This window comes from Rhodobacteraceae bacterium Araon29, from assembly GCA_039640505.1.
Lineage (GTDB): Bacteria > Pseudomonadota > Alphaproteobacteria > Rhodobacterales > Rhodobacteraceae > CABZJG01.
Genome location: CP046865.1, coordinates 496,119 through 522,557, shown reverse-complemented (window position 1 = coordinate 522,557; position 26,439 = coordinate 496,119). Strand labels below are relative to the sequence as shown.

The 26,439-nt window shown below is 54.7% G+C and carries 25 protein-coding genes and 1 other RNA gene; 13 read left to right on the top strand and 13 right to left on the bottom strand.

What is annotated here, in order from left to right:
* Window positions 1-5: 5 nt before the first annotated feature.
* Both GN278_02340 and GN278_02335 read right to left on the bottom strand, forming a co-directional pair.
* Complete coding sequence (locus tag GN278_02340; GenBank protein XAT59762.1) at window positions 6-953, bottom strand: 3-phosphoglycerate dehydrogenase; 948 nt, start codon at window positions 951-953, stop codon at window positions 6-8.
* The gene (locus GN278_02335; protein XAT59761.1) at window positions 953-1,771 is read right to left on the bottom strand and encodes a 2,4-dihydroxyhept-2-ene-1,7-dioic acid aldolase; all 819 of its coding nucleotides are present in this window, start codon (window positions 1,769-1,771) and stop codon (window positions 953-955) included. The genes GN278_02340 and GN278_02335 overlap by 1 nt, the downstream gene beginning before the upstream one ends.
* A 184-nt stretch (window positions 1,772-1,955) precedes the next feature.
* On the opposite strand from GN278_02335, the gene iolD reads away from it, so the two are divergent.
* Window positions 1,956-3,803: a 3D-(3,5/4)-trihydroxycyclohexane-1,2-dione acylhydrolase (decyclizing) gene (gene iolD / locus GN278_02330; GenBank protein XAT59760.1), complete on the top strand. Its 1,848-nt coding sequence runs from the start codon at window positions 1,956-1,958 to the stop codon at window positions 3,801-3,803.
* A gap of 2 nt (window positions 3,804-3,805) precedes the next feature.
* Window positions 3,806-4,705, top strand: a complete 900-nt coding sequence (iolE, locus tag GN278_02325; GenBank protein XAT59759.1) for a myo-inosose-2 dehydratase — start codon at window positions 3,806-3,808, stop codon at window positions 4,703-4,705.
* Window positions 4,706-4,737: 32 nt separating this feature from the next.
* On the opposite strand, the gene GN278_02320 is transcribed toward iolE, so the two are convergent.
* The 5 genes from GN278_02320 to GN278_02300 all read right to left on the bottom strand — a co-directional run bounded on the left by GN278_02320 (window position 4,738) and on the right by GN278_02300 (window position 11,105).
* The gene (locus tag GN278_02320; protein ID XAT59758.1) at window positions 4,738-6,324 is read right to left on the bottom strand and encodes a dipeptide ABC transporter ATP-binding protein; all 1,587 of its coding nucleotides are present in this window, start codon (window positions 6,322-6,324) and stop codon (window positions 4,738-4,740) included.
* On the bottom strand, window positions 6,321-7,433 hold the full coding sequence (locus tag GN278_02315) for an ABC transporter permease subunit (protein XAT59757.1): 1,113 nt from the start codon (window positions 7,431-7,433) through the stop codon (window positions 6,321-6,323). Before GN278_02315 ends, GN278_02320 begins: the two co-directional genes overlap by 4 nt.
* Window positions 7,433-8,512 (bottom strand): microcin C ABC transporter permease YejB, encoded by a 1,080-nt coding sequence (gene yejB / locus GN278_02310; GenBank protein XAT59756.1) that lies wholly within the window; start codon window positions 8,510-8,512, stop codon window positions 7,433-7,435. The genes GN278_02315 and yejB overlap by 1 nt, the downstream gene beginning before the upstream one ends.
* A gap of 7 nt (window positions 8,513-8,519) precedes the next feature.
* Window positions 8,520-10,418: an ABC transporter substrate-binding protein gene (locus GN278_02305; protein XAT59755.1), complete on the bottom strand. Its 1,899-nt coding sequence runs from the start codon at window positions 10,416-10,418 to the stop codon at window positions 8,520-8,522.
* Window positions 10,419-10,577: 159 nt separating this feature from the next.
* A complete protein-coding gene (locus tag GN278_02300; GenBank protein ID XAT59754.1) occupies window positions 10,578-11,105 on the bottom strand; it encodes a c-type cytochrome in 528 nt (175 codons plus the stop codon).
* A 111-nt stretch (window positions 11,106-11,216) separates the two neighbouring features.
* On the opposite strand from GN278_02300, the gene GN278_02295 reads away from it, so the two are divergent.
* Together GN278_02295 and GN278_02290 are read left to right on the top strand one after the other, a co-directional pair.
* Window positions 11,217-12,044: a prephenate dehydratase gene (locus tag GN278_02295; protein XAT59753.1), complete on the top strand. Its 828-nt coding sequence runs from the start codon at window positions 11,217-11,219 to the stop codon at window positions 12,042-12,044.
* 79 nt (window positions 12,045-12,123) lie between these two features.
* Window positions 12,124-12,591 (top strand): hypothetical protein, encoded by a 468-nt coding sequence (locus GN278_02290; GenBank protein ID XAT59752.1) that lies wholly within the window; start codon window positions 12,124-12,126, stop codon window positions 12,589-12,591.
* Between the two features lie 70 nt (window positions 12,592-12,661).
* On the opposite strand, the gene GN278_02285 is transcribed toward GN278_02290, so the two are convergent.
* Both GN278_02285 and nudC read right to left on the bottom strand, forming a co-directional pair.
* Window positions 12,662-13,120, bottom strand: coding sequence for an SRPBCC family protein (locus GN278_02285; protein ID XAT59751.1), 459 nt, complete (start codon window positions 13,118-13,120; stop codon window positions 12,662-12,664).
* Window positions 13,121-13,155: 35 nt separating this feature from the next.
* On the bottom strand, window positions 13,156-14,106 hold the full coding sequence (gene nudC, locus GN278_02280; protein ID XAT59750.1) for an NAD(+) diphosphatase: 951 nt from the start codon (window positions 14,104-14,106) through the stop codon (window positions 13,156-13,158).
* A 108-nt stretch (window positions 14,107-14,214) separates the two neighbouring features.
* On the opposite strand from nudC, the gene ffs reads away from it, so the two are divergent.
* Both ffs and rsgA read left to right on the top strand, forming a co-directional pair.
* An RNA gene (gene ffs / locus GN278_02275) (signal recognition particle sRNA small type) lies at window positions 14,215-14,313 on the top strand.
* A gap of 205 nt (window positions 14,314-14,518) precedes the next feature.
* Window positions 14,519-15,478, top strand: coding sequence for a ribosome small subunit-dependent GTPase A (rsgA, locus tag GN278_02270; protein XAT62504.1), 960 nt, complete (start codon window positions 14,519-14,521; stop codon window positions 15,476-15,478).
* On the opposite strand, the gene GN278_02265 is transcribed toward rsgA, so the two are convergent.
* A complete protein-coding gene (locus GN278_02265; GenBank protein XAT59749.1) occupies window positions 15,475-15,969 on the bottom strand; it encodes a protein phosphatase in 495 nt (164 codons plus the stop codon). The genes rsgA and GN278_02265 overlap by 4 nt on opposite strands.
* 95 nt (window positions 15,970-16,064) lie before the next feature.
* Between GN278_02265 and GN278_02260 the strand changes: the two genes are divergently transcribed.
* From GN278_02260 to GN278_02245, 4 genes are all read left to right on the top strand, one after another.
* Window positions 16,065-17,846: a DNA polymerase III subunit gamma/tau gene (locus GN278_02260; protein XAT59748.1), complete on the top strand. Its 1,782-nt coding sequence runs from the start codon at window positions 16,065-16,067 to the stop codon at window positions 17,844-17,846.
* A 446-nt stretch (window positions 17,847-18,292) separates the two neighbouring features.
* A complete protein-coding gene (locus GN278_02255) occupies window positions 18,293-18,709 on the top strand; it encodes a hypothetical protein (protein ID XAT59747.1) in 417 nt (138 codons plus the stop codon).
* A gap of 96 nt (window positions 18,710-18,805) precedes the next feature.
* Window positions 18,806-18,991, top strand: a complete 186-nt coding sequence (locus GN278_02250; GenBank protein XAT59746.1) for a hypothetical protein — start codon at window positions 18,806-18,808, stop codon at window positions 18,989-18,991.
* A 108-nt stretch (window positions 18,992-19,099) separates the two neighbouring features.
* Window positions 19,100-19,984, top strand: coding sequence for a TauD/TfdA family dioxygenase (locus GN278_02245; protein ID XAT59745.1), 885 nt, complete (start codon window positions 19,100-19,102; stop codon window positions 19,982-19,984).
* 75 nt (window positions 19,985-20,059) lie between these two features.
* On the opposite strand, the gene GN278_02240 is transcribed toward GN278_02245, so the two are convergent.
* The gene (locus GN278_02240; protein ID XAT62503.1) at window positions 20,060-21,604 is read right to left on the bottom strand and encodes an AMP-binding protein; all 1,545 of its coding nucleotides are present in this window, start codon (window positions 21,602-21,604) and stop codon (window positions 20,060-20,062) included.
* 183 nt (window positions 21,605-21,787) lie between these two features.
* On the opposite strand from GN278_02240, the gene GN278_02235 reads away from it, so the two are divergent.
* Together GN278_02235 and recR are read left to right on the top strand one after the other, a co-directional pair.
* Complete coding sequence (locus GN278_02235; protein XAT59744.1) at window positions 21,788-22,132, top strand: YbaB/EbfC family nucleoid-associated protein; 345 nt, start codon at window positions 21,788-21,790, stop codon at window positions 22,130-22,132.
* 22 nt (window positions 22,133-22,154) lie between these two features.
* The gene (gene recR / locus GN278_02230) at window positions 22,155-22,748 is read left to right on the top strand and encodes a recombination protein RecR (GenBank protein ID XAT59743.1); all 594 of its coding nucleotides are present in this window, start codon (window positions 22,155-22,157) and stop codon (window positions 22,746-22,748) included.
* Window positions 22,749-22,778: 30 nt separating this feature from the next.
* Here recR and GN278_02225 read toward each other — a convergent pair whose 3' ends face one another.
* Window positions 22,779-23,528 (bottom strand): DUF1013 domain-containing protein, encoded by a 750-nt coding sequence (locus GN278_02225; GenBank protein XAT59742.1) that lies wholly within the window; start codon window positions 23,526-23,528, stop codon window positions 22,779-22,781.
* Between the two features lie 212 nt (window positions 23,529-23,740).
* Window positions 23,741-24,508 carry a TSUP family transporter gene (locus GN278_02220; protein XAT59741.1) on the bottom strand — a complete coding sequence of 256 codons (768 nt, stop codon included), beginning with the start codon at window positions 24,506-24,508 and terminating at the stop codon, window positions 23,741-23,743.
* 145 nt (window positions 24,509-24,653) lie between these two features.
* Between GN278_02220 and GN278_02215 the strand changes: the two genes are divergently transcribed.
* Window positions 24,654-26,339 (top strand): acyl-CoA dehydrogenase, encoded by a 1,686-nt coding sequence (locus GN278_02215; GenBank protein XAT59740.1) that lies wholly within the window; start codon window positions 24,654-24,656, stop codon window positions 26,337-26,339.
* The last annotated feature ends 100 nt before the right edge of the window (window positions 26,340-26,439 follow it).

Below are 26,439 nucleotides of genomic sequence, written 5' to 3'. Positions count from 1 at the left end.
CCCTTTTACTTTACCAAGTTCACACATAACGCCGGATCCAGTTGGCCCGCGAAGTAATCAAGCACATTTTGCACCGACACCCGCGCCATGCGGGCTGCACATTCTTCGGTCAGACCGGCTGAATGTGGGGTAACAATGGCCTTATCCAAGCCTAAAAACGGATGGTCAAGCCCCGGCGGTTCATCGGCTAGAACATCAAGCCCGACCGCGCCGATGCGGCCCTGTTGCAAACGCTCTAACAGCGCGGCTTCATCGATCAGGCCGCCGCGGGCCGTGTTTACAATCACCGCATGGCTGGGCAGCAGATCAAGCGCATCGGCGCCCAGAACCGGCGCGTCTGAATTTGGCATATGTAGCGAAACGCAATCCGCTTTCGGCAGGCCTTCGGCCAAATCCGCAACCCGCTGCGCGCCGTCAAACCCGCCCTCTGGCACAAATGGATCATAGGCCAGAACCCGCATACCGAAAGCGCTGGCCAGTTCTGCAAGCCGGCGGCCAATGCGTCCATAGCCGATAATCAGCAGAGTTTTGCCGTCGACCTCTTGCGGCTCAAAGGCATTTCGGTGGGCCCAGTCACCAGAACGCAGGGCAACCGCAGATTTCACCAGCCGCCTCGATGCAGCCAAAAGCAGCATCATTGTGTGTTCGGCCACAGTGCGTGAATTGACATCCCCGACAATGGCCAGTGGTATCTCGCGCGCGGCCAAAGCTGCGGTATCCACTGCGTCATAGCCCACGCCGTGACGCGATACGATGCGCAGCTGGGGCGCGGCGGCAATATCAACATCGCGCAAAGGCTGGGTGCGCAGCACCAAGCCTTCGGCACGCGGCAATGATGCCAGATAAGCACTTGGATCTGCATCGGGCACATAGTCATAGCTGACCCCTGCGGCCTGATCCAGTAGCGCAAGACCGGCCTCATGTAATTTGCCGGCCACAACGATATGGGGCATCAATAGCCCCCGCTGCTATTTGGCTCTTCGGGTTCGGTGGACTGACCAAGCAGGGATCGCACTGCGCCTACATTACTGGCGGCCGCACCGGACAGAAAGGCCACATCGCCAGACATGGTCACCATATCAAAGCCCCAGCCAACGGCCTTGGCGGCATATTCTGGCGTGCCGCAATGCAGCCCTGCGCGAATACCTGCGGCTTTCGCAGCGGCAAGGATTTTTTTGATCACCGCGACTATCTCGGGTTCGGTGCGGTCAAAGCCCGGTGGCAAGGCGCCCTTGCTCACCCCAAGCGTTAAATCCGCCGGACCAATATAAATGCCATCAAGCCCCGGCGTTTGGCAAATCGCATCGACATTTTCTACCGCTTCAGCGGTTTCGATCATGGCAATAGCCAGAACCGTCTCATTGGCCTCACTGGCATAGTTTCCACCGCTTGAGATATTGGCCCGTGTCGGGCCAAAACTGCGGCTGCCCAATGGCGGATAGCGCATGGCCTCGACCAGTTGTGCCGCTTGCTCAGAGCGGTTGACCATCGGGCATATGATCCCATAAGCGCCGCCATCGAGCATTTTCATGATAATGCCGGGGTCCAGCCAGGGCACGCGCGCCAAAGGCGTGACGCCGCTTGCCCGCAGTGCTTGTAGCATGGGTTTGGCATCACTGTAGTCTAAAAACCCGTGCTGCAAATCAATGGTTAGGCTGTCAAAGCCCTGCTCGGCCATAATCTCGGCGGTAAAGGCGTTGCCAATGGAAAGCCATCCGTTCACTGTCGGTGCGCCGTTTTGCCATTTGGTTTTTAATTTATTTGGTATCATACGCTCTCTCAAAGTTTTATTGCAACCGGTTGCAAAGGGTTCTTCCATTTCATATCAAACCCTGTTTATATTGCAACTGATCTGGGAAAACCCCCAAAAAATTGCGCCGCTGCCTGTCTGCACAGGATCAAATCGGCACTGCGCAGGACTGATAATATTAAAAGTAATACCGCAGGAGGGTGATATGGCCAAAGGCTTTGTTCGATTGACAATGGCGCAAGCATTGGTGCGCTATCTTTGCAACCAGTTTACCGAAATTGACGGCGAGCGGGTTCCGCTTTTTGCCGGCGTCTTTGGTATTTTCGGGCATGGCAATGTGACATGCCTTGCCGAAGCTTTGGAAGCGGTTCAAGACACCCTGCCAACTTGGCGCGGCCAGAATGAGCAATCCATGGCTTTGGCCGCCATTGGTTATGCCAAGGCCAAGCGGCGGCGGCAATTGATGATTGCCACCTCATCGGTTGGCCCCGGGGCCACCAATATGGTCACCGCCGCAGGCGTGGCCCATTCCAACCGCCTTCCGGTGCTGCTGATCTCGGGTGATACATTTTCCAACCGCCGCCCCGATCCGGTGCTGCAGCAGGTCGAGCATTTCAACAACCCGACCCTGACGGTAAATGAAAGTTTTAAGGCCGTGACCCGGTATTGGGACCGGATTACCCATCCCGAACAGATTGTTTCATCGCTGCCGCAAGCCATTGCCGCAATGCTTGATCCCGCCGATTGCGGACCGGCCTTTATTGGGCTGTGTCAGGACACGCAGGAAATTGCCTTTGATTATCCCGAAGCGTTTTTTGAACCCACGGTGCACCGTATCCCGCGCCCGCGCCCCGATCTGCAGCAACTGGCCAAAGCCATCGCCGCGCTGAAAGCTGCCAAACGGCCGCTGATCATTTCCGGCGGCGGCGTGCGCTATTCTTTTGCCGAAACCATACTGGGCGATTTTGCCAAAACCCGCGGCATTCCGCTGTGTGAAACTATCGCTGGCAAAGGCGCCGTGGTGCATGAGCACCCCGCTTATGTGGGCGGCATTGGCGTGACCGGATCATCCTCGGCCAATGCCATGGCCGCCGAGGCGGATGTGATTTTATCCATCGGCACCAGATTGCAGGATTTCACCACCGGCTCATGGAGCAGCTTTCAGCCCGATGCGCAGTTTATTTCCATCAATGCAGCACGCTTTGATGCCACCAAGCACCGCGCCATTTCGGTGGTGGGCGATGCACGCGAAAGCCTGCGCGAGCTTGAGGCGGCCTTGGGCGATTGGACAGCGCCAAGCAGCTGGATGGCCAAGGGGCGCGATGAGATGGCCAAATGGAACGCGCAGCTTGATGAGCTGCAAGCGCCAAGCAATGCCCATGTGCCGTCTTATGCGCAGGTTATCAAAGTCATTCAAGACAATGCCAAAACCAATGATCTGGTGATCACCGCAGCAGGCGGCCCCCCGGGTGAGGTCAACAAAGGCTGGCGCGTCAAAGCCCCCAACACAGTGGATACAGAATTTGGCTTTTCCTGCATGGGCTATGAGATCCCCGCCGGCTGGGGCGCCGCCATGGCCGATGACAGCCGCACCCCGATCGTCATTGTTGGGGACGGCACTTATATGATGATGAATTCGGATATCTATTCCACCGTGCTGACCGGCCATAAAATCATTGTCATCGTGCCCGATAATGGCGGCTTTGCGATCATCAACCGGCTGCAAAATTTCAAAGGCGGGGCGTCGTTTAACAATCTGATCAAAGATTGCCGTGTAAAAGAACCTTTTTCTGTGGATTTCGCAAAACATGCCGAATCCATGGGCGCTTATGGGCGCCGTGTAGAAACCCTTGGCGAATTGGACGAAGCGATGAAATGGGCGCAGGAGAATGACAAAACAACGGTTTTAACCATTCCGTCCGATGCCTATGAATGGACCCCGGGTGATGCGCCATGGGATGTGGGCGTGCCCGAGGTCAGCGCGCGCCAAGAGGTGCGCGATGCACGCGCCGATCATGACGCGATCCGCAAACAGCAGCGCATTGGGGTGTAGCGATGAAAGCAAAACTGGGCATTGCACCGATCGCGTGGTGGAACGACGATCTAGAAGAGCTCAGCGATGATGTCTCGCTCGACGAATGTCTGCGCCAAGCCAGCGTGGCAGGCTATACCGGCATGGAAACCGGACGCCGCTTTCCGATGGATCCGGCGGTGCTGGGCCCAGTATTGTTGCAATACGGCATATCGGTCTGCGGGGGCTGGTTTTCCGGTGAATTGCTGACCGGCGATCTGGAACGGGAAAAAGACCGCATCAGCGCACAGATGGCGCTGTTTAAAGCGATGGGCGCGCCCTGCATTGTTTACGGCGAAACTGCTGGCACCATTCAGGGCGACCGCGTAGCGCCGCTTTCCACCAAACTTAAACTGGACGCCGCGCAAACCCGCAGCTACGGGCATAAAATGACCGCATTTGCCGAATGGTGCGCCGAGCAAGGCATGCCGCTAAGCTATCATCACCATATGGCTGCCGCAATAGAAACCGAGGCCGAGCTGGATGTCCTGATGGCCAACTCGGGCGCGGCCCTGCCGCTTTTGTTTGATGCAGGTCACATGGCCTTTGCCGGCGGCGATGTGCTGCGGGTGATCGACAAACATCACGCCCGCATCAACCATGTGCATACCAAAGATATCCGCGGCGACGTGATCGCAGGGCTTGATCGCAGTACCGCCAGCTTTCTTGATGCGGTGATTGCCGGTGCCTTTACCGTTCCCGGGGATGGCACATTGGATTTTGAAGCCATCGTCAAACGGCTGGCCAGCTATGGCTATGAAGGCTGGTTCGTGGTGGAAGCCGAACAGGATCCGGTGGCCAATCCTCCGCTTGCGATGGCCAAAACCGGCCATCAGGAATTGCTGCGGGTGATGCAGGCCGCCGGCTATGAGGTTGCATCCTAACAACTCCGCTGACTGCTTTTTGGCAGACGCCGCTAGAGCTCGAAAGCGGCGCGCATCAGCGTGGCGGTATAGTCGGATTTGGGCGCGTCAAAGATATCTGCCACTGGCCCCTCTTCGACCACATCGCCGTCTTTCATCACCAAAACGTAATGCGCCATGGCGCGCACCACCTTGAGGTCGTGGCTGATAAAAAGATAGGCCAGCTGATGGCGGCGCTGCAGGGCGCGCAGCAGGTCAATGATCTGTTCCTGCACCGTCATATCAAGCGCCGAGGTCGGCTCATCCAGAACCACCAGTTTGGGCCGCAATATCATGGCGCGGGCAATGGCAATCCGCTGCCGCTGACCGCCAGAAAACTCATGCGGGTAGCGGTGCATCATCTGCGGATCAAGCCCCACTTCCTGCATAATCTCCTGTACCAAATCATCGCTGTCCCGGCCCTCTGGGGTGCCATGCACGCCAAGGCCTTCGGCAATAATCTGGGCGCAGGTCATGCGCGGGGAAAGCGACCCAAAGGGATCTTGGAACACGATCTGCATATCCTGGCGCAGGGCGCGCAGGGCTTTGGTTTTCAGCCTGCGAATGTCGCGCCCTTCAAAATAGATATCACCTTGCGATGCGATCAGCCGCATCAGCGCCAGCGCCAGAGATGATTTTCCCGACCCGCTTTCGCCAACGATGCCGATGGTTTCCCCGGCGCGCACCTTGAGCGAGACGTCGTTCACCGCTTTGATATGCCCCACCGTGCGTTTTAAAAGCCCGCGCTGGATCGGAAACCAGACCCGCGCGTTTTGCGCCTCAGCAATCACCGGCGCACCACTGGCCACCGGATCGGGCGTGCCCGCCGACTGCGCCGCCAGCAGCTTTTGGGTATAGGGATGCGAGGGCGCGGCAAAGATATCCGCCGTGGGGCCGGTTTCTACAATACTGCCGTCTTGCATCACGCAGACCCGATCCGCGATCTGCCGCACAATTCCCAGATCATGGGTGATGAATAGCATCGCCATATCTTCGCGGCGCTTTAAATCTGCCAGCAGATCTAAAATCTGCGCCTGAATGGTCACATCCAGCGCAGTGGTCGGCTCATCTGCGATCAACAGCTTGGGCTTGTTGGCCAAGGCCATGGCAATCATCACCCGCTGACGCTGACCGCCAGAAAGCTGATGCGGATAGGCCCCCAGACGAGTTTGCGGATCTGGCAAACCCACGCGGGTTAACAACGATATAATTTGGTCACGCACGCGGTTGCCGAAAAGGCCCTGATGCAGTTCAATCGCCTCGCTGAGCTGCTTTTCAATTGTATGCAGCGGATTGAGCGAGGTCATCGGCTCTTGGAAAATAAAGCTGATGTCATTGCCGCGCACCTGCTGCAGCGCGGCCTCGGGCACGCCGACCATCTGCCGGCCCTGATAGGTGATCGATCCACTGATCTCTGCGCTTGCGCCAAGCAGCGCCACGGTGCTCAGCGCCGTGACCGATTTGCCCGACCCGCTTTCGCCGACCAGTGCCACAACTTCGCCAGCTTTTACCGTAAAGCCAATGCCGCGCACTGCATGCACCTGCGCGCCGTCTTGGCGGAAGCGGATGTTCAAGTTTTCAACGCTTAGCAGATCACTCATCGAAAAATCTTTCGCGGGTCAAAGGCATCGCGCACGCCTTCAAAAATAAACACTAGCAGCGCAAGCATAATCGCAAAGGTGAAAAATGCGCTAAAGCCAAGCCATGGCGCCTGCAGGTTCTGTTTGGCTTGCAGCGTCAGCTCGCCCAGTGACGGCGCAGTAGACGGCAGCCCAAAGCCCAGAAAATCAAGGCTGGCCAAAGCGCCAATGGTGCCGGTGACGATAAATGGCAGCATGGTCAACGTGGCCACCATCGCATTGGGCAACATATGGCGAAACATAATGGTCCAGTTGCCAACGCCCAAAGCGCGGGCGGCACGGACATATTCAAGGTTGCGGGCGCGCAAAAATTCCGCGCGCACCACGCCCACCAATCCGACCCAGCCGAAGAGCACGGTTAAAATCACCAACAGCCAGAAACTGCGCCCCAGAATGGCAAACATGATGATAATCACATAAAGCGAGGGCACGCCGCCCCAAATTTCAATAAACCGCTGAAACAGCAAATCGGTCAGACCGCCGAAAAACCCCTGAATAGCGCCGGCGATTATGCCAATGATGCTTGAGGCGGTGGTGACAATAATAGTGAACAGGATCGACAGCCGAAAGCCATAGATAATCCGCGCCAGCACATCGCGCTTGGTATCATCGGTGCCCAGCAAGTTCTGACCATTGGGCGGCAACGGCGCAGGCCCTGCCCGCTCAACCGATGTATCATAGGCATATGGGATTGGCGGCCACAGCGCCCAGCCGGGATAGAAACCGGCGGTTTGGGGATCAAAGCTGCCGTTGTCAATTTGTGCGATCAGCTCTTCGGGGGTGTCAAAACACCCCTCAAGACCGCCGCTTCGGATCAGGCATTTGACCACCGGATCGCTATAGACCGCTTCGGTTTTGAAATCGCCGCCAAAGGCTGTTTCGGGATAAAAATTCACCACCGGCGTGAAATACGCGCCGCGGTAATTCACCAAGACCGGCTTGTCATTGGCGATAAACTCGGCAAACAGCGACAGCACAAAAATCAGCGAAAAGATCATTAGCGACCAATAGGCCCTGCGATTGGCGCAAAAATTACGCCAGCGGCGGTGATTTAATGGGGACAGGCGCATCATCCTTCCCGGCTTTCAAAATCTATACGCGGATCGACAAAGACATACATCAAATCAGAAAGGATACCGACCACCAGCCCCATCAGGCCAAAGACAAAAAGGGTGCCGAAGATCACTGGATAATCGCGTGCAACAGCGGCCTCAAACCCCATACGGCCCAGACCATCAAGCGAAAAGATAGTTTCGATAATCAGCGAACTGCCAAAGAACACGCCGATGAACACCCCCGGAAATCCGGCGATCACTATGAGCATGGCATTGCGAAAAATATGACCATAAAGCACGCGGCGGTCGCTTAGACCTTTGGCCCTTGCGGTCATCACATAGTGCTTTTGTATTTCATCGAGAAAGCTGTTTTTGGTCAGTAAGGTCAGAGTTGCAAAGGCCGAAATCGTCGAGGCAATGACCGGCAGGGCTATATGCCAGGCATAATCACCGATTTTGCCCAGCAGCGATAGCTGGTCAAAGTTTTCCGAGGTCAGACCGCGCAAGGGAAAAATCTGATAGTACGAACCGCCGGCGAATACCACCAACAGCAAGATCGCAAATAAAAACCCCGGGATCGCATAGGCCACGATGATCAAGCCGCTGGTAAAAGTATCAAACCGACTGCCATCGTTCACGGCTTTACGAATGCCTAGCGGGATCGACACCAGATAGGCAATCAGGGTCGACCACAGCCCTAGCGATATAGACACCGGCATTTTTTCCAACACCAAATCCACCACGCTGATCGAGCGGAAATAGCTTTCGCCAAAATCAAAGCGGATATAGTTCCACATCATTTGCAAAAACCGCTGCATCGGCGGTTTATCAAAGCCAAACTCTTTTTCCAGCTCGGCTATAAATTCAGGCGGCAAGCCGCGCGCACCGATATAGTCTTCGCTTTCGGACTTATCAACAGCATCATCCGAGCCTCCGGCGATGGTTTCAAACACATCGCCCTGACCTTCTAGGTTAGCCAGAATTTGCTCAATCGGTCCGCCCGGGACAAATTGTACCATGGCGAAGTTGATGATTAGGATCCCCAGCAGCGTGGGGATCACCAATAACAGTCGCCGCGCGATATAAGCGCCCATTTGAGATTTACCTCAGCACACCTGCGGCCTTAAGCTCTTCGGCTTTTTCGGCATTATACCACCAGTAATCCAGCTGGCCGAGAGAGTATGGCGCAATGTCTTCCGGGTGCTCAAAGATATCCCAATAGGACACCCGATGGGTGGCGTTGTACCACTGCGGAATCCAAAAGCGATAGGCCCGCAGCGCCCGATCAAGGGCTTTGACGGATACGCGCAGGGTCTCTTTATCGGTGGCATTCACCACATGATCGATCAAGATATCGATGCCTTCGGATTTGATGCCCATTGCGTTAAATACAGACTCGTCCGCCGTGGCCGAGCCGAAGTACTGCTTTAGCCCTGATCCCGGCTCAAGCCCCATAGGCATCTGCGTGGTCAGCATATCGAAATCATAATTGCGCCGGCGATCGGTATATTGCGCCGGATCAACACGGTTATAGGTGGCATCCACGCCGGCCGCCCGCAGATTTTCAATGAACGGAAGCACCACACGGTCAAACGCCGGACTGCGCTCAAGCACTTCGATCTGCAATGTCTCGCCGGCTGCGTTGCGGCGCAGGCCATCATCGCCAACGCTCCAACCAGCCTCTTCCAATAGAGCCGAAGCCGCACGCAGGTTTTTACGGTCGATCGCCCGCGGCCCAGACGTAACGCCCATGACCGCCGTGTCGGTTAAAATGCCAGTTGGCAATTTGTCAGCAATTGGTTCGAGCAATGCCAGTTCACCTTCGCTTGGCATTCCGGTTGCAGCAAAGTCCGAATTTTCCCAGAACGAATGGATGCGCGCATACTGCCCATAGAACAGCGATTCATTGGACCATTCGAAATTAAACAGATGGCCCAGCGCCTCGCGCACTTTCGGATCGGAAAACTTGTCCCGCCGCAGGTTCATCACAAAGCTCTGGCCTGTGCCAATACCTCCGTCTGGCAGTGTTTTCTTGATCACATGGCCATCATTCAGGGCTGGAAAATCATAGCCCGTGGCCCATGTTTTTGATGAATTTTCGCTGCGGAACGTATAGGCGCCGGATTTGAAGCCCTCAAATGCGGCATTGCTGTCGGCAAAATACTCTACACGAATGGTGTCGAAATTTCCACGTCCGCGATTAAGTGCCAAATCGTTGCCCCAGTAATCAGGGTTTCTGACATAGCGGATCCAACGATTAATTTCATATTCGTCCAATACATACTGGCCCGAACCTAGAGCAGGCTCCATCCGGCTTTCTTCCAGACCTGCGCCGGTTTCTTCAAACCATGCTTGCGACATCACCGGCAAACCGGCCACAAGCGGAATGCGGTCCCGCTCTGGTGCGTCATCAGCAAACATATATTTCACTGTGTGCGGTCCAAGGATTTCAGCACCAGTGACCATCTGGCCAAGAATAGCGCGGTAACTGGGCAGACCTTCGTTGAGAAAGAGCTCATAGGTATGCACCACATCTTTGGCCGTCACAGGGGAGCCGTCGGAAAATTTTGCCTCAGGGCGCATATTGAAAATGACCCAAGCCAGATCTTCAGGATATTCCAGTGTTTCCGCCAATAGCCCGTAGGATGCACCAACCTCATCTCCGGTTCCCGCCAGTAGGCTTTCAAACGGCGCTGACGCAAGCGAAGCGGCGCGGCCTTTGCGCGAGTATGGGTTCATCGAATCAAAGGTTCCAAAACCCCAGATCGAAATTTCACCACCTTTGGGCGCATCAGGATTGACGTAGTCGAGATGGGTGAAATCTGCTGCATATTTCAGATCTCCAAAAAAGGAATACCCATGCGATTTGATAATCTTTTCTTCTGCCAAGCTTATGCTGGCGGCCAAAAGTGCAGAAAATCCAAACAGTAATGAAAAAACCAATAATCCTATATTGGCATGAATCCGCTTGGCTTTAGTGGCGGCTTGGGTGTTTTTCACAACAATCACTCCCTCAATAACAGTTTAATTTTGAACATAGGTTAAAATGTCAAAATGACCATAATCAAGGGCGCATTAGTATAAATTCAGCGCTGAAAATTGCAAAAAACCGCAAAGTCACCTTTGCGGTTTTGACAGTTTCGCTTGTTGGGGCCGGAATTACTTGATGGTCGCGAGATAGGCGATAAGATTGGCGCGATCTGCAGGCTTTTTCAGCCCGGCAAACCCCATCTTCGTGCCCGGTGCGTAGGCTTTTGGTTTTTTCAGAAAGCCATCTAGGTTTTCTGGTGACCAGACTTGGGCCACTTTGACCAATGCGCCCGAGTAGCGATAGCCTTCAACCACGCTGACTTCTCGGTCGACCACATTCCAAAGATGCGGCCCAGTACCATTGGCTCCATCGGCGAGCTTGTGACAGGCTTTACATTTACCAAACACTTTTTCGCCCTTAGAGGTATCTGCCATAGCGTAAAGCTCGGCGAAATCTGGACCGTCCTCGGCCGCCGCGGCCATATCGCCACTTGCACCCGCATCCTCGACTTCGATCGCATAGCCTTCGGCATGCTTTTCACCATGACCACCACCGCCATGATAAAGGCTTTCCGCCACCCAGCTGCCCAGCAAAAATACCAGCAGTGCACCGCAAAAGCCGCCGATAATTTTTGTGAACGTCATTGTATCGAACATCGCCCGAACTCCATTCTTTATTTATTAGCCGCTTTCTATCCGCTTCCACTCAGGTTATGCAAGGTGTAGAAGCCGCGACCAAACGACCAAATATGAAAAAATAGGTGAAGAATGACCAATCATATTGCTTTTCAGGGGGCGCTTGGGGCCTATTCGCATGCGGCATGCCAAGCGGCCCGCCCGGACATGACGCCATTGCCCTGCGACAACTTTGAGGATGTGATTGAGGCCGTGCGCAGCGGCGCTGCCGATTTGGCCATGTTACCAGTGGAAAATTCTACCTATGGCCGAGTGGCCGATATTCACCGGCTTTTGCCAGAATCAGGTCTGCATATTATCGACGAAAGCTTCACGCGGGTGCGGATCAGTCTTATGGCTTTGCCTGGCGTCACACTTGACGAAATCAAAACCGCACGGGCGCATTTGGTTTTGCTGCCTCAAGCGCGCAGCTTTCTTGATAAGCATAACATTCGCGCCGTCTCTGCAGTGGACAGCGCCGGCGCCGCGGCCGAGCTTGCCGGTTCTGGGGATCGCAGCAGCGCGGTTTTGGCCAGCGCATTGGCTGCCGATATTTATGATTTAAACATTCTCGCCCGCGATATCGAAGACCATCAGCACAATACCACCCGGTTTTTGGTGATGGCGCGGGACGCTAATCTGGCGGTGCGCGGCGACACGATGATGACCACTTTTGTGTTTCAGGTGCGCAACATTCCAGCCGCACTTTACAAAGCCATGGGCGGGTTTGCCACCAATGGGGTGAATATGACAAAACTGGAAAGCTATATGGTGGGCGGCTCATTCACCGCCACCCAGTTTTATGCTGATATCCAAGGCCACCCTGGGGATGCAAATGTGAAAATGGCTATGGATGAGCTAAGCTATTTTTCAAGCATGGTCAAAATTCTTGGGGTGTATCCGGCCGATAAATCGCGCTGAGTGTGGATGGCCAAAAAACTGCCTTTAAAACGAACAGTCAAAAGACAACACTAACAACGATTCATCAAGGAAAATTGCCATGCGCGCCATAATAGTCATTCTAATGCTGTTAACACCCCTTAAAGTACTTAGTGCAGAAGAGCGACCCAAGCTCGAATTAGCGAAAGAACTTGCGTTAACCCCCGCATACCAAGCCGTAATTGACGGCCTTTTTTCGCCTGAAAATATGGCGTTCGGGATCAGAAGTGGTTTCCCACCAGGCGTCACACTCCCACAAGGAAAACTGAACCAGCTTGGGGAAGCGCTGTCGAAGGCCATGATGGAACTCAGGCCTAAAGCGGTAAACCTGACCATTATATCACTAGCCAACCACTATTCAGCAGAAGAACTTGCTTTCCTAATTGGCTTATATCGCCAAGAAGTCGTACTCGGCATTGTGGCAAAGCAGCATTTGGTAAGTATTGAAGTGCTGGACCGCCTCGCTCGCGACAGCCACATTATAGAAGAACAATTGATGCCCGCTCTTCTGGAAATCATGAAAAACTGACAAGATATTCAGAAGACCTAAACAGCTATGATACGAATAGGCGACATACTCGGCGCTGAGCCCAAAACCCTTATGCTGCCCCCAGCGCGACCAATTCTTTGGCCACCTCGGCGACCCGTTTTTGAAATCGCTTATTATATTTTGATCGCGCCAATTTCATCGACTGGACCAAGAGCCGCGCGGTGAGGGTCTTGGGTTCAAGGACAGTGCTTACCTGAAACCGTGATTGTTTTTTCGAGAGCGCCGAAACGGTAATTTCCACGCGGTTGTCCAAGGCAGGGTTGGTGATAAAAAACATCATTTTTTCTGGGGCGCTGAATTCAGCCAAACGAACACAGGCGGTGCGGTCACGCCCTCGAAACTCAAATGTACAGTCCCATTTTAATCCATCTGCCGCGGCAATTGATCCGCTTCGCGTAACCTCAACCCCCCGCCTTATCGCAACCCGCTCGAACATTTGAAAATCCACCATAATCTCGAAAAGAACCTTCTGTGGCAGAGCCACATCCTCTTTTGCTACAAATTTCATTGCCGCTCCTGAAAAATGACCTTGGAAAAATATGCTCAATCGAGCCGATCAGCTAACCAGTTATGTAAAAGGAAATGTGCAATTGATCCAGCCCGCGCCGGCTTTATTTTCGTATTTAATCCCACAAATGTATCCATGAGGTCGCTTTTTGTGATCCAAAGCGCATCGTCAAGTTCAGCCGGATCAATCTGTATGTCCGTGCTCAAAGCTTCACCATAGCAACCCACCATAAGCGAATTGGGAAACGCCCAAGGCTGCGAAGCAAGATAGCGCACTGCACCCACTTCGATACCACTTTCCTCCATCACTTCACGGCGCACGGCGGCCTCAAAGGTCTCACCCGGCTCCACAAAACCAGCGAGCAGCGAATACATCCCCTCGGGCCAATGGTGCGAGCGGCCCAAGAGCACATTATCACCCTGCGTGATCAACATAATGACCACCGGATCAGTGCGCGGAAAATGCTGTGCCCCGCAATTGCTGCAGCTGCGCTGCCAGCCGGACATCACCATATCTGATGCGCTACCGCAGCGAGCGCAAAAGCGATGCCCGTTATGCCAATGAAGAAGCGCTTTTGCGGTGGCGGCCAATTCGGCTTCCCGCGCGGTCAGCACTGTCATTTCCCCGCGCAATTCACAAAACGCCGCCTGCGGTCCAAATCCCGGGTGCTGCTGCTCTGAGGGATCAAAGAAAACATCCTTATCCGGCAGTGGCCCGCTGTCCGGCTGCCAGGGCGAAATATCAAAGGCAAAGATTTTTTGATCAGCGTCATGGCCCAAAAAAATCCACCGCGCATCAGCGCAGTCTGGATGCGGCAAACCAATGCGCACAAGCCCTTGCTCTGCGCCGCGCTGCATCAAAACCTTGCCGCGCCAAAGGACAATTGCGGCATCACCGGGCTGCGGCGCGCCGGCATCCGTGCCGCGCAGATGCGCTGCCCGGTCAAGCCCTGATCCGCCAAATGTGACTGTTTCTGCAAGTTTCATAGCCCGCGGGCCTACCTTGTTTATGGGCGTTTGTCACGCACCAAAATCTTTACCAAGCCGACCTCAACCCACCCTTGTAAATTATGCCTGTTGCCTATATTCTAATGTTGAGAGGTTGGCGCGGGCAGGCACCTCGCCAACCCGGTCAGATCCGGAAGGAAGCAGCCGTAACGAGCCCCGCTTGGGTCGTTGTCCAGCCTCTCACCCAATATTCTCTAAAAAAGGAGGACGATGATGGCCATTGTATCGCACCTCCGGGTCGCCGTCTAATTAGACCGCCACCCGAGCTTTCGTTGCGCTTTAAGCGCCAAACGGACTTTTATTCGGGAATTATATATTGACCAATTTATCACTCACTGACCTTGGATGGTCAGATCATTTTGCACATCAGAAAACCGCGCAGCCTACGGCCATGCCTGCCAGAGTAACCGACGTTCACCGCGACCGGCTTGACGTCTTGGGTAAAGAAGGCCCTCTAACTCTTGTATCCGGCCAGCTTACCGGTGCCTATGCGGTCGGCGATTGGGTCTATCACGACGGGCGGCAGGTTTGCCAAGTGCTTGAGCGCAAAACTGCGATCGGTCGGGGGGCGGCCGGTGAAACCGGCGGCCATCAGCTGATCGCGGCCAATGTGGACACTTTGGCAATCGTCACCAGCTGCAACGATGATTTCAACCCCGCGCGGCTTGAGCGCTATCTGGCCATGTGCAGCGCTGGCGGCGCGCTGCCATTGGTGGTGCTGACCAAAGCCGATCTGACACCGGATGCCGATGGGTTTCGCCGCCGCGCGGAAAAACTATCCCCTTTGGTCAGCGCGGTAACGCTGAATGCCTGCGACGCCGAAGATGTCGCGCGGCTTTACCCATGGTGCACTGCAGGGCAAACCATGGCGCTTGTCGGCTCGTCCGGGGTGGGCAAAACCACGTTGCAAAACGCGCTGACAGGGACCGCGCAATTGACCCAGAGCATTCGTGAGGCCGACGCCAAAGGCCGCCATACCACCACTGCGCGCAGCCTGCGGCGGACCTTGGTGGGCGGCTGGCTGATCGACACGCCGGGGATGCGCGAATTGCGGCTTTCACAGGCACGCGAAGGTATTGACGCGGTTTTTGCCGATCTGGCGCTGCTGGCAGAGCAGTGCCAGTTCAACGATTGTCAGCATGCGGGCGAGCCGGGCTGCGCGGTGCAGGCCGCGATTAAAGATGGCAGCTTGGAACAAGCCCGCTTGCAGCGCTGGCAAAAGCTGCGGCGCGAGGATGCCTATTTCAATCGCAGTGCTGCCGAGCTGCGGGTGGAAAAAAGCAGCTGGAAAAAGCGCTCAAAGAACACCCGGGCGCAATCAAAGACGAAAAACAACAGCTGGGGGAGCTAAAAAGGCGCCCGCTCTGCGCCCTGCGCGGCCCAGCGCTTTTGCGCATCGGTTTCTACCGCGCAGGGGCGCACGGCGCGCAGACGCGCGAGCGCTTCGTCAACCGGTGTGCCCGCTTCGCACATCAGCCGCAGCAGCGCCATGCCCGAGCGCCCGCAGCCGCCATAGCAATGCGCCAAAATCCGGCCCTTTTCCTGAAGGACCCGATGCGCCACTTGTGAAATCGCATCCCAAAGCGGCATTTCGGCAGGCGATGGCGCGCCAAAATCAGTGATCGGGCACTGCAGCCATTTAATCCCCGCCTGCGCCAGATCAGCGGGAAACTCAGCAGCGCCGGCGCGCTCTAGTTCGCTCAAAGGCGTCATGGTTAGAACCAAACCAGGCTGCCAGCGCACGATGGTTTGCAAATCAGCCTCATAAAGCCCCGACCGGCCCGGCATCGGACAAATGCCAAGCACGCCTTGGCCCAGTGAAATTTGCGAAATATCAAGCATTGCGCCCCCCTTTTGCTGCCCAAAGGCAATCCTCCTCTAGACCTTGATCCGTCAACCGCTTAGGCTAGGTGCATCACAAGATTACGAGAGGCACCATGTCAGAAACATCTTCCCAAGGCTATCAGGTTCTTGCGCGCAAATACCGCCCCGAAACCTTTGCCGATCTGGTGGGCCAAGATGCCATGGTGCGGACGTTGAAAAACGCCTTTGAAGCAGACCGCATTGCCCAGGCCTTTATCATGACCGGCATTCGCGGCACCGGCAAAACCACCACCGCGCGGATCATTGCCAAAGGCATGAACTGTATCGGTGAAGATGGCAGCGGCGGGCCGACAACCGAACCCTGCGGGAAATGTGAAAACTGCACTGCGATCATGGAAGGCCGGCACGTTGATGTGATGGAAATGGATGCTGCCAGCCGCACCGGTGTGGATGACATCCGCGAAATTATCGACAGCGTGCATTACCGCGCTGCCAGTGCGCGCTATAAGATTTATATCATCGACGAAGTCCATATGCTGTCGACCAATGCGTTCAATGCGTTGCTCAAAACACTCGAAGAGCCGCCCGAGCACGTCAAATTTATTTTCGCCACCACGGAAATCCGCAAAGTACCGGTAACGGTTCTATCGCGCTGCCAGCGCTTTGATCTGCGCCGCATTGAGCCTGAGGTGATGCTCGGCCTGCTGGAAAAAATCGCGGCCGCTGAAAACGCGCAGATTGCGCAGGATGCATTGGCGCTGATCACCCGCGCCGCCGAAGGCTCGGCCCGCGATGCCACATCGCTTCTGGATCAGGCGATTAGCCACGGGGCCGGCGAAACCACTGCCGAACAGGTGCGCGCGATGCTGGGTCTGGCCGATCGGGGGCGGGTGATGGACCTGTTTGAATTGGTGATGAAAGGCGATGCCGGCGGCGCGCTAAGCGAGCTGGGATCGCAATATGCTGATGGCGCCGATCCGATGGCGGTGCTGCGCGATCTGGCGGAAATCACCCATTGGGTGTCGATTGTGAAAATCACCCCCGAAGCGGCCGAAGACCCCACAGTATCGCCCGATGAGCGCAGCCGGGGGCAGTCGCTTGCCGGCCGTTTGCCAATGCGGGTGATGACCCGGATGTGGCAAATGCTTTTAAAAGCGCTGGATGAAGTGGCGAGCGCCCCCAACGCTATGATGGCGGCGGAAATGGCGGTTATCCGGCTCACCCATGTGGCCGATCTGCCCAGCCCCGATGAGCTGGTCAAAAAGCTTCAGGACACCCCGCCCCCACCACCATCCGGCAGCAGCGCGCCTGCGCCGTCCGGAGCAGGCGCAGCGCCAAGTGGCAGTATAGCGGCGACGCCGCCGCAGCAATCTGTTGCGCCGCCGACGGGCAATGGCGGCCCTGTCGCAGCAGCCCCTAGCGCAGCTTTGGCAGTGGCACAGGAACAGGAACAGGCGCTTGCCCGCTATCCCAGTTTTGAGCATGTGCTTGAGCTGATCCGCGCCAACCGAGATGTGAAACTGCTGGTCGAAGTGGAAACCACCCTGCGGCTGGCGGCCTATCAACCCGGCCGCATCGAATTTGTGCCCACCGAGGCCGCGCCGCGTGATCTGGCGCAACGGCTGGGCAGCCGCCTTCAGGGCTGGACCGGCAACCGCTGGGCGGTGATCGTGGTCAATGACGGCGGCGGGCAAACCATTGCCGAACTGCGCGATGCACACGAAGAAAGCCTGCGCCAAACCGCGCAAGAGCATCCTTTGGTGCAGGCGGTTATGAAAGAATTCCCCAACGCGTCCATCACTTCGATCCGCACCCCCGACGCCATCGCCGCCGAGGCCGAAACCGCCGCCCTACCGCCGGTCGAGGATGAATGGGACCCGTTTGAAGAAGAGTAAGCTGCCCCGAGGCTGCTAGGTGATTTATCCCCTCTGATCCATCAGATCAAACATAAGAGCCGCAGCTCAGAGCCAGAAAATTTGTATTAAAATTAACAAAACTGTTGCTTGACACTACACGGGTAGTTTTACACTTTTCGGGTGAATTAAAGACCTACTGCTTTTGAAAACATCCAATAGCTCGCCGAATTCTTAGAAAAATGAAAATCAATAAAAACTGCCCCAAATGCCAAACTAGCCTTCATGTAACGATGGTGAACGCTGTGCTGGTCTCAGTGATTTTCGGTGGCTTACTCGGGTACATACTTGGCGCTTTTACCGCACTCAATTTAACCATTGTCGTCGTTTTAACCATGGCCATAGCCATTCTTTTCGGATGGTTGATCGAGCTTTTATTTTGCACGCTCTCTGTCCGTGATGGCAAAATTCTCTGAAAGGAGATTTAAATGAAATTTCGGCTCGGTCTTATTGCAATTGGCAGTGCCGCCATTGGCCTTTTCGCGCTGGAAGGTTTTGCGCCTGCAAACATCGCCGATCTTTTTTATGCACAAACAGACGAAGATATCTCAAAAAAATTCGCCCTCCTAGGTGATCTTGTTGAAAATGAGCTTGCGCATTTCGCGCAGATAGAACGTGAGCGAGCAGCAATCATCACCGACATTCATAATGCTAACGGGTTTTCTGGAAAGACGTTAGATGAAGTTACTGAACTCATGGGCGCAAGTTGGCCATGTAATGCAACACATACAAGAAATGGTGAAATATGCTCTGAATATATAGTCTTTGACTTTGCAATGCGCGCTCTTCAACTGTTCATATCTGACGATAAAGTGATTTTAAAAACAAGGCTCGTCTATACCTAACTTAGAGCGACACTTATGTTCGCATGGTCGCGCGAGGAAGGAGCTCGGCACGACTTGCGTGATAGGGATGTCGCAACTTTTTAACAGGAGATTTAAATGAAATTTCGGCTCGGTCTTATTGCAATTGGCAGTGCCGCCATTGGCCTTTTCGCGCTGGAAGGTTTTGCGCCTGCAAAGGTCATCATCATATCCCATCGTGCGGTGGCCGCATGCGGCGCAGGCAATGTGGCGTCAGTCACCACCTCTGGTTATTTCTGCAAGGCCGCTGGCCACATAAACTAAAGATGCGGCTTTGTAGCCGTGACGGTTTTAGACCCATGTGACGCAATCAAGATAGACATCTAAGGCCACTGTGATAGCGTTTCGCGCAGACAATCACGAGGCCTGACAATGAAAACCACTCCGCTGCATCCCAAGTTTGGCGCGATTTGCCATGATGTGGATTTATGCGCCCTGCCCCAAAGCGGCGATTTTGCCGAAATCCGCGCCTTGTTTGAAGCGCATTCGGCGCTTTTATTTCCCCGTCAGCGCCTCGATGATGCCGCCCATCTGCGGCTCGCCGAGCTGTTCGGTCCGGTGGAAAACCGCGAAGCCATGGCCGCAGGACGCGCAATTGATTTTGAAATCTCGCAAGTGTCCAATGAAACCAAGGGGGGCGCGGTCAGTGACGCCGAAAGCCTTCACACGCTAAACCTTCAGGCCAATATGCTGTGGCATACGGACAGCACCTTTCTGCCCATTCCGGCATTGGTCAATATCCTAACCGCCAAGGTGGTGCCATCGCAGGGCGGCGAGACTGAGCTGGCCTCGACCCGCGCCGCCTGGGCCGAAATGCCGTCCGAGATGAAAGCGCCATTGCAGGACGCAATTATCTGGCACCGGCTGTCAAATTCGCGGGCGAAAATTTCCGATGAGCTGGCGGCACTGCCGGAAATGCGGCAATGGCCGGACCGGCCGTGGCGATCAATCTGGCCCAATCCGGTGACCGGCGAAGACGCGCTTTATATTGCCTCACACGCCTTTGCCATCGAGGGCATGGGACTGGCCGAGGGCGCAGCCCTGATCGAAGAGGCGATCGCGTTCTGCACCCGCCCCGAATATGTTTATTCGCACCCTTGGCAGGTTGGCGATGTGCTGATCTGGGATGAGCGGGCGATATTGCACCGCGGCCAGCCATGGCCCTATGCCGAGCCGCGCACATTGAAAAGCATTTGCTGCTCGGCTGGTGAGGGCGACGGGCTATCGGCGGTGCAAATCATCCCCGCAGCGGTCTAAGCGGCTGGCCGGCAAAACGCACCTCCGCAATAACGCCGCAATACCGACGCGATACAGATGTGGATTTGGGCCGGTTTATCCTTCGGTGTCCAGCCGCTCTTCGAGCAGGTGCCGCATGATTTTGCCGGTGGTGCTGCGCGGAAATTCGGGTTCAGAGATAAAGATGAATTGCTTGGGCAATTTATAGCGCGCCAACTGTCCGGCCATTTGCTCAAGCAGGTCAGCCGCGCTTAAGGCCGGGTCTTTGCGGGCCACAAACGCAATCGGAACCTCGCCCCAGTGATCATCGGGTTTGCGCACCACTGTGGCCTCGATAACCCGCGGATCAGATAGAATTACGCGTTCGATTTCAGCAGGATAGATGTTTTCACCGCCCGATTTAATCAGATATTTGCGCCGGTCCACAAAGGCCAAAGTGCCATCGGGATTGCGCCGAAAAACATCGCCCATGTGAAACCAGCCACCGCGAAAATCTTCGGCATTGGTTTCCGGGTTGTTCCAATAGCCACTAAACAGCGCCGGGCTGCGAATGGCGAGTTCCCCGGGCGCGCCATCACGAACCGAATTATCATCGGCATCCACCAGCTTGATCTGGCAGAGCGCGCTTTGCTGCTTGTCGAGCGTTTTGGCGATCTCGCCCACTTCAATCACCCCCGCCGACGCCGGCGCAAACCCGGTTTCCGTTGCACCGAACGTATTCAAATAGGGCGCATCAAGCAGGCGCGTGACCTCGGCGATCTGATCAAGCGGTACGAGATCAGCCATAGCGCCAATCCACTTTATGCCTTTGACCTTGCTGCCATTGGCCCGCACAGCGGTCACCACTTGGGCAATCATACCGGGCATTAAAGTGAGCCTTCCCAAACGCTCACGCGCGATGATACCGGCCAGTTCATCGGCGTCAAAGCCATCTGTAACAATGACGGTCCCGCCAAGGATCAAGGTTTTAAACACCGTATCGGTCGATACCATATGAAACAGCGGAGCCCAGGCGACAAAAGCGTCCTCAGGACTGGCGGGTAAATCAAGCATTTGAATGTACGCCCGTGCAATTTCAGCGCGGTGGCTGATCAGCGCACCTTTGGGCATGCCGGTGGTGCCACTGGTGTATAAGATAACAATGCCATCTTCCGGATCGCAGGGGTCAGGAATTTTGCGGTCAGGCTGGGCCGCAATGTCGCGCTCCACCTCAGACCCCCAGATGACCACCGGAACATCATTGCCTACGGCTTGGGCCATCTCGGCGTTGCGGGGCGATGCCACCAACAGCTTGGGGCTGACAAGATCAACACAATGTTGCAATTCGGACTGCGACAGGCGCCAGTTTTGGCAGGCCACGATTGCCCCAATTTTTCCGGCCGCCAAGAGCAATTCAACATATTCCAAACGGTTTTCGGAAAGAACCGCCACCCGGTCGCCCCTTTCAAGGCCCTGCGCTATTAGATAATGTGCCATTCGGGTGGTACGGCAGTCAAGCTGGGCATAGGTGTATTGGGTATCATGATCCTTTAAAGCCACCCGATCAGGGGCAGAGCGGGTTTGGACATCTATCAGCCCGCTTAAAGTCAGACTGGCAGATTGATAGGCCAGTTTCGCATCAATGCCTTGGTGCGGTTTCATAAGTGAAAACATCGCTTACCTCTTTAACCGATTTTTGGTCTACCCATTTTGGCAGAGCTTATCCGCCGATAGACAGCAGTGGCAATTCTTTTGCTCTCACAATCTTTGCAAAGATGCCAATTTGCTTGTTTTTGCCCCACTCAGCGCCTAGGTAGTGCGTAAGCAACCACAGGAGACACGGGAATGTTAAAAGGATTGGGCGGCCTTGGCGATATGGCCAAAATGATGAAAGCCGCACAAGAAATGCAAGGCAAGATGGCCGAGATGCAGGATGAAATGCATTCGATTCTGGTGACCGGCGAGTCCGGTGCCGGCTTGGTCAAGGCCACCTGCACCGCCAAGGGCGAGCTTACCTCTTTGGATATTGACCCGTCGATTTTTTCCGAAGACCAAAAGGAAGTGGTTGAAGATCTGATCTTGGCAGCGATCAAAGATGCGCAGCAACGCGCGTCCGAGCGGGCGCAAGAAGAACTTGGCAAGCTGACCGAAGGAATGGGTCTTCCGCCGGGTATGAAGTTGCCGTTCTAGGGCAGCTGTTGGAACCCATAGGATGCGCGGCACAAAAGATATCGATGCTCTGATCGAGCTTATGGCCAAGCTTCCCGGCTTGGGGCCACGCTCGGCGCGGCGCGCCGTGTTGCATTTGATCCGCAAACGCGGTCTGCTGATGACCCCTTTGGCTGATGCCATGCAACAGGTTGCCGTTTCTGCCCGTGAATGCCTTAATTGCGGCAATGTAGGCACCAGCGATATTTGCGAAATCTGTAGCGATGAGCAGCGCGCCACCGGGGCGCTTTGCGTCGTTGAAGATGTTGCCGATCTTTGGGCGATGGAGCGGGCGGCCGTATTTAAAGGCCGCTATCATGTTCTAGGTGGATCGCTGTCAGCGCTCGATGCCATCGGGCCAGAGGAACTGCGCATTCCAAAATTAATTGATCGTGTGGCCAGCGAGCAGGTAACCGAGGTCATAATGGCGCTCAACGCCACGATAGACGGTCAGACCACAGCGCATTACATTGCAGATCAGTTAGAGGGCCGGGTTACGGTCACATCCTTGGCCAAAGGGGTGCCGATTGGCGGCGAGTTGGATTACCTTGATGATGGCACCATCAGTGCGGCGCTAAGCGCCAGAAAGGCGCTTTAGAGCGCCAAACTGCCCCTAAGCTTTTGGTCTCTACTTTTCATCGACCTCAGGCTGATCGCCTTCGGGAAGATTAAAGAAGCTGTCCGCATCCAGAAATTCCTCATCGGACTTTTCTTCTTCGTCTTCATCGCGCAAAGAAAAGGCTTCAAGACCTTCAATTGCGGTTGGCATTTTTGGCTCCGCCGGTATGCCCAAAGATTGTTCGGTACTGACCAATTTGCGGCGTTCATCATCGCTCATGACAACACCTTCTGCGGCCTTTTTATCTGCTGCTTTTTGAACAATAGCATCCAGTTCGGACTGCTTACAAAGCCCAAGCGCCACCGGGTCGATGGGTTGGATATTAGACATATTCCAATGCGTCCGCTCGCGGATCGCCTGAATGGTGGGCTTGGTGGTTCCAACCAGGCGGCTAATTTGACCATCGGTCAGTTCGGGGTGAAACTTGACCAACCAATAAATCGATGCCGGCCGGTCCTGGCGTTTTGACAGTGGCGTATAGCGCGGCCCACGGCGCTTTTCTTCGCCGACAGCGGCGGGGTTAAATTTAAGCTTCAGCTTATTCAGCGGATCTGCCTCTGCCGCTTCAATATCTGCAGCATCAAGTTGATTATTGGCAATCGGGTCAAACCCTTTCACGCCTGTGGCCACATCGCCGTCAGCAATGCCTTGCACTTCCAATTCATGCATTTCAACAAAGTCTGCGATTTGTTTGAATGTCAGCGTGGTGTTGTCGACCAGCCAAACAGCAGTTGCTCGGGCCATAATTGGTTTTGCCATAATCTCGTCACTCCTTCATGCATCTTCCCCGTTGCCTGACGGGCAGGCGGTCTTTTTCAAGACAGGTTACCGGTGTAGGGGAACTTGAAAGCCCATATATACCCGTTGAATGCAATTGAAAAGAGCCAAAGCAGCCATGGATTAAATTGGCATACTTTATCAAAAACCCTGCGAATTGGCCGGTTTTGATGAGAATCCACCCCAAGTTGGCCTTACCCGGCCCAAGCAAGACGCAGCAGATTTAAGCCCGCCACAACCAAAACGGCAAGAGTGGCTTTAGAAAACAGCGCTTGGTCAATGTGCTTCTGAAAGCGGCGCCCAATCCAAAGACCCGCCAAAGCAGGTAGAACCAAAACCGCAGAAAACTGTGCCGTTGACCAGGTTAAAATACCTGATGCGATATGGGCAAACAAAAGTGCGATGGCCCCCAGACCGTAAACCACGCCTTGAACGCGCAGTTGATCTTCTTTTTTGGTATTCATTGCGGTCAGGTAGGCCACCGTTGGCGGACCCCAAACACCAGATAACCCCCCAACAAATCCCGTCACTGATCCCACCAAAAAGGCGACAACTTTATTCTCGCGTCGCACCTTAAAGCGATATCCGCTCAGCTGCAGCAGCGAAAAACTCACCACCATGATTCCAATGCCGCCTAAAAATACTGCTGTGGGGATCTGCATAACAAGCTGCGCACTGGCCATCAAAAAAACCAAACCAGCCACCAAAAAGACACTGAACTGCCGCGTGGAAACAAGAGCCGCTTTTGGTCCTTGGGCCAAGGCTTGAACGCCATTGGTAACTAAGGTCGGCAATATCAATCCTGCTAGGGCCATTTCAGGGGGCAGGATAAGGCTTAGACCCGAAATTGTAATCATCGGCATAGCAAAGCCTACAATACCTTTTATAAGCCCCGCACAAATCGAAACCATAAATGCATAGGCCCAAAGCGACGGGGAAATAGTGTACCAAATAGTTTCCATAAGACTGCTTTAGCACAGCAATTTGCGCCACGCTGCAAAAATCCATTACGCAAGATTACAACAAATTTTATGCTGCATGTGCATTTTTATTGCGCTGCAAGTGCAAAGTGATTATGAAAAAAGCAATCTAAAAGGAAAGTGATTCATGGCTTACGAAGGACAGCATATCGGGATTTCCGAGCAGGGCATTCTAGATGATCTTCTCCACCTGACGTCGGGCAGCCTTGGGGCAGTTGATCAGTTGCTGACACAAGCCGCGCAAGCACTGCGCGATCAGGTTTGCGCCAAGGGCCGTGTTTCCGCTGCACTGGTTGAACAAAATCAAACCGCCGCGCATGGGCTGGCTTGGCTTGCCACCTATGCAGAAGCGCTCAAGCAAATGCAGCAGTGGGCAGAAAAGCTAAATGCAGACAGCCGTTTTGGCGAGGTTGAAGCGCTTATTCTGCAAATTGCATTTGGGGAATACCTTTGCCAAATCCACGGCGGTATACCCATCAGCCAAAGCGAAATAATCCGTTTGCATGACATGGGCATATCGGATGCAGAGGCACAGGGCTTTGTGACCAAAGAAGTCGGCGTTCTAATTCAGGACGGCAATACACAAAAGGCCCGTCTGCGGTTGGTCGCACTGATGCAGGAAAATAATGCAGACGTCACCGTGGGGATATCCGGCCTTGATGAAGAGCTGGAAATGATTCGCGATCAGTTTCGCCGCTATGCCCGTGAACGCATCGAGCCCGTGGCGCATGAGTGGCATCTAAAAGATGAGCTGATCCCAATGGAGATCATTGACGAGCTGGCCGAGATGGGGGTTTTCGGGCTTACCATTCCAGAAAACCTTGGCGGGCTTGGGCTATCCAAAGCCACGATGGCAGTGGTCTCAGAAGAGCTGTCGCGGGGCTATATCGGGGTAGGATCGCTTGGCACCCGCTCTGAAATTGCTGCTGAACTCATATTATGTGGCGGCAGCGACGCGCAAAAATCCCATTGGCTGCCAAAAATCGCCAGCGCAGAGATTTTGCCAACCGCAGTCTTTACCGAACCCAATACCGGATCAGATTTAGGCGCGCTGCGCACAAGGGCCACAAAAGAGGGTGATGATTACCGTATCACTGGTAATAAAACCTGGATCACCCATGCATCGCGCACCCATGTGATGACACTGTTGGCGCGTACCGATCCCGAAAGCACCGACCATCGCGGCCTGTCGATGTTTCTTGCGGAAAAAATACCGGGCACCGATGCCGAGCCATTTCCAACCGAAGGTATGAGCGGCGGCGAAATCGAGGTTCTAGGCTATCGCGGCATGAAAGAATATGAGCTGGCCTTTGATCAGTTTCATGTCAAAGGCGAAAACCTGCTGGGCGGGCAAGAAGGCAAAGGCTTTAAGCAGCTGATGCAGACCTTTGAAAGCGCCCGTATTCAAACCGCAGCCCGCGCCGTGGGTGTGGCGCAATCTGCGCTGGATGTGTCGATGCAATATGCCCAAGACCGCAAGCAGTTCGGCAAATCCCTTATCGAATTTCCAAGGGTGGCCAATAAACTGGCGATGATGGCGGTTGAAATTATGGTGGCGCGGCAACTAACCTATTTTAGTGCCTTTGAAAAAGACAATGACCGGCGCTGCGATCTAGAAGCCGGCATGGCCAAATTGCTGGGTGCACGGGTGGCATGGTCGGCGGCGGATAACGGGCTTCAAATCCATGGCGGCAACGGCTTTGCGCTGGAATATAAAATCAGCAGGATTTTATGCGATGCACGGATTTTGAATATTTTCGAAGGCGCCGCAGAAATTCAGGCGCAGGTCATTGCCCGCCGTTTATTGGAATAAGCCAAAGGCAAATGCCAAGCGGCTCTTGCCACCGGCCAATGGCCATGGCATTATTTAACTTAATTTAGTCACGTATATTTTTCAGAAAATCTATATTGAC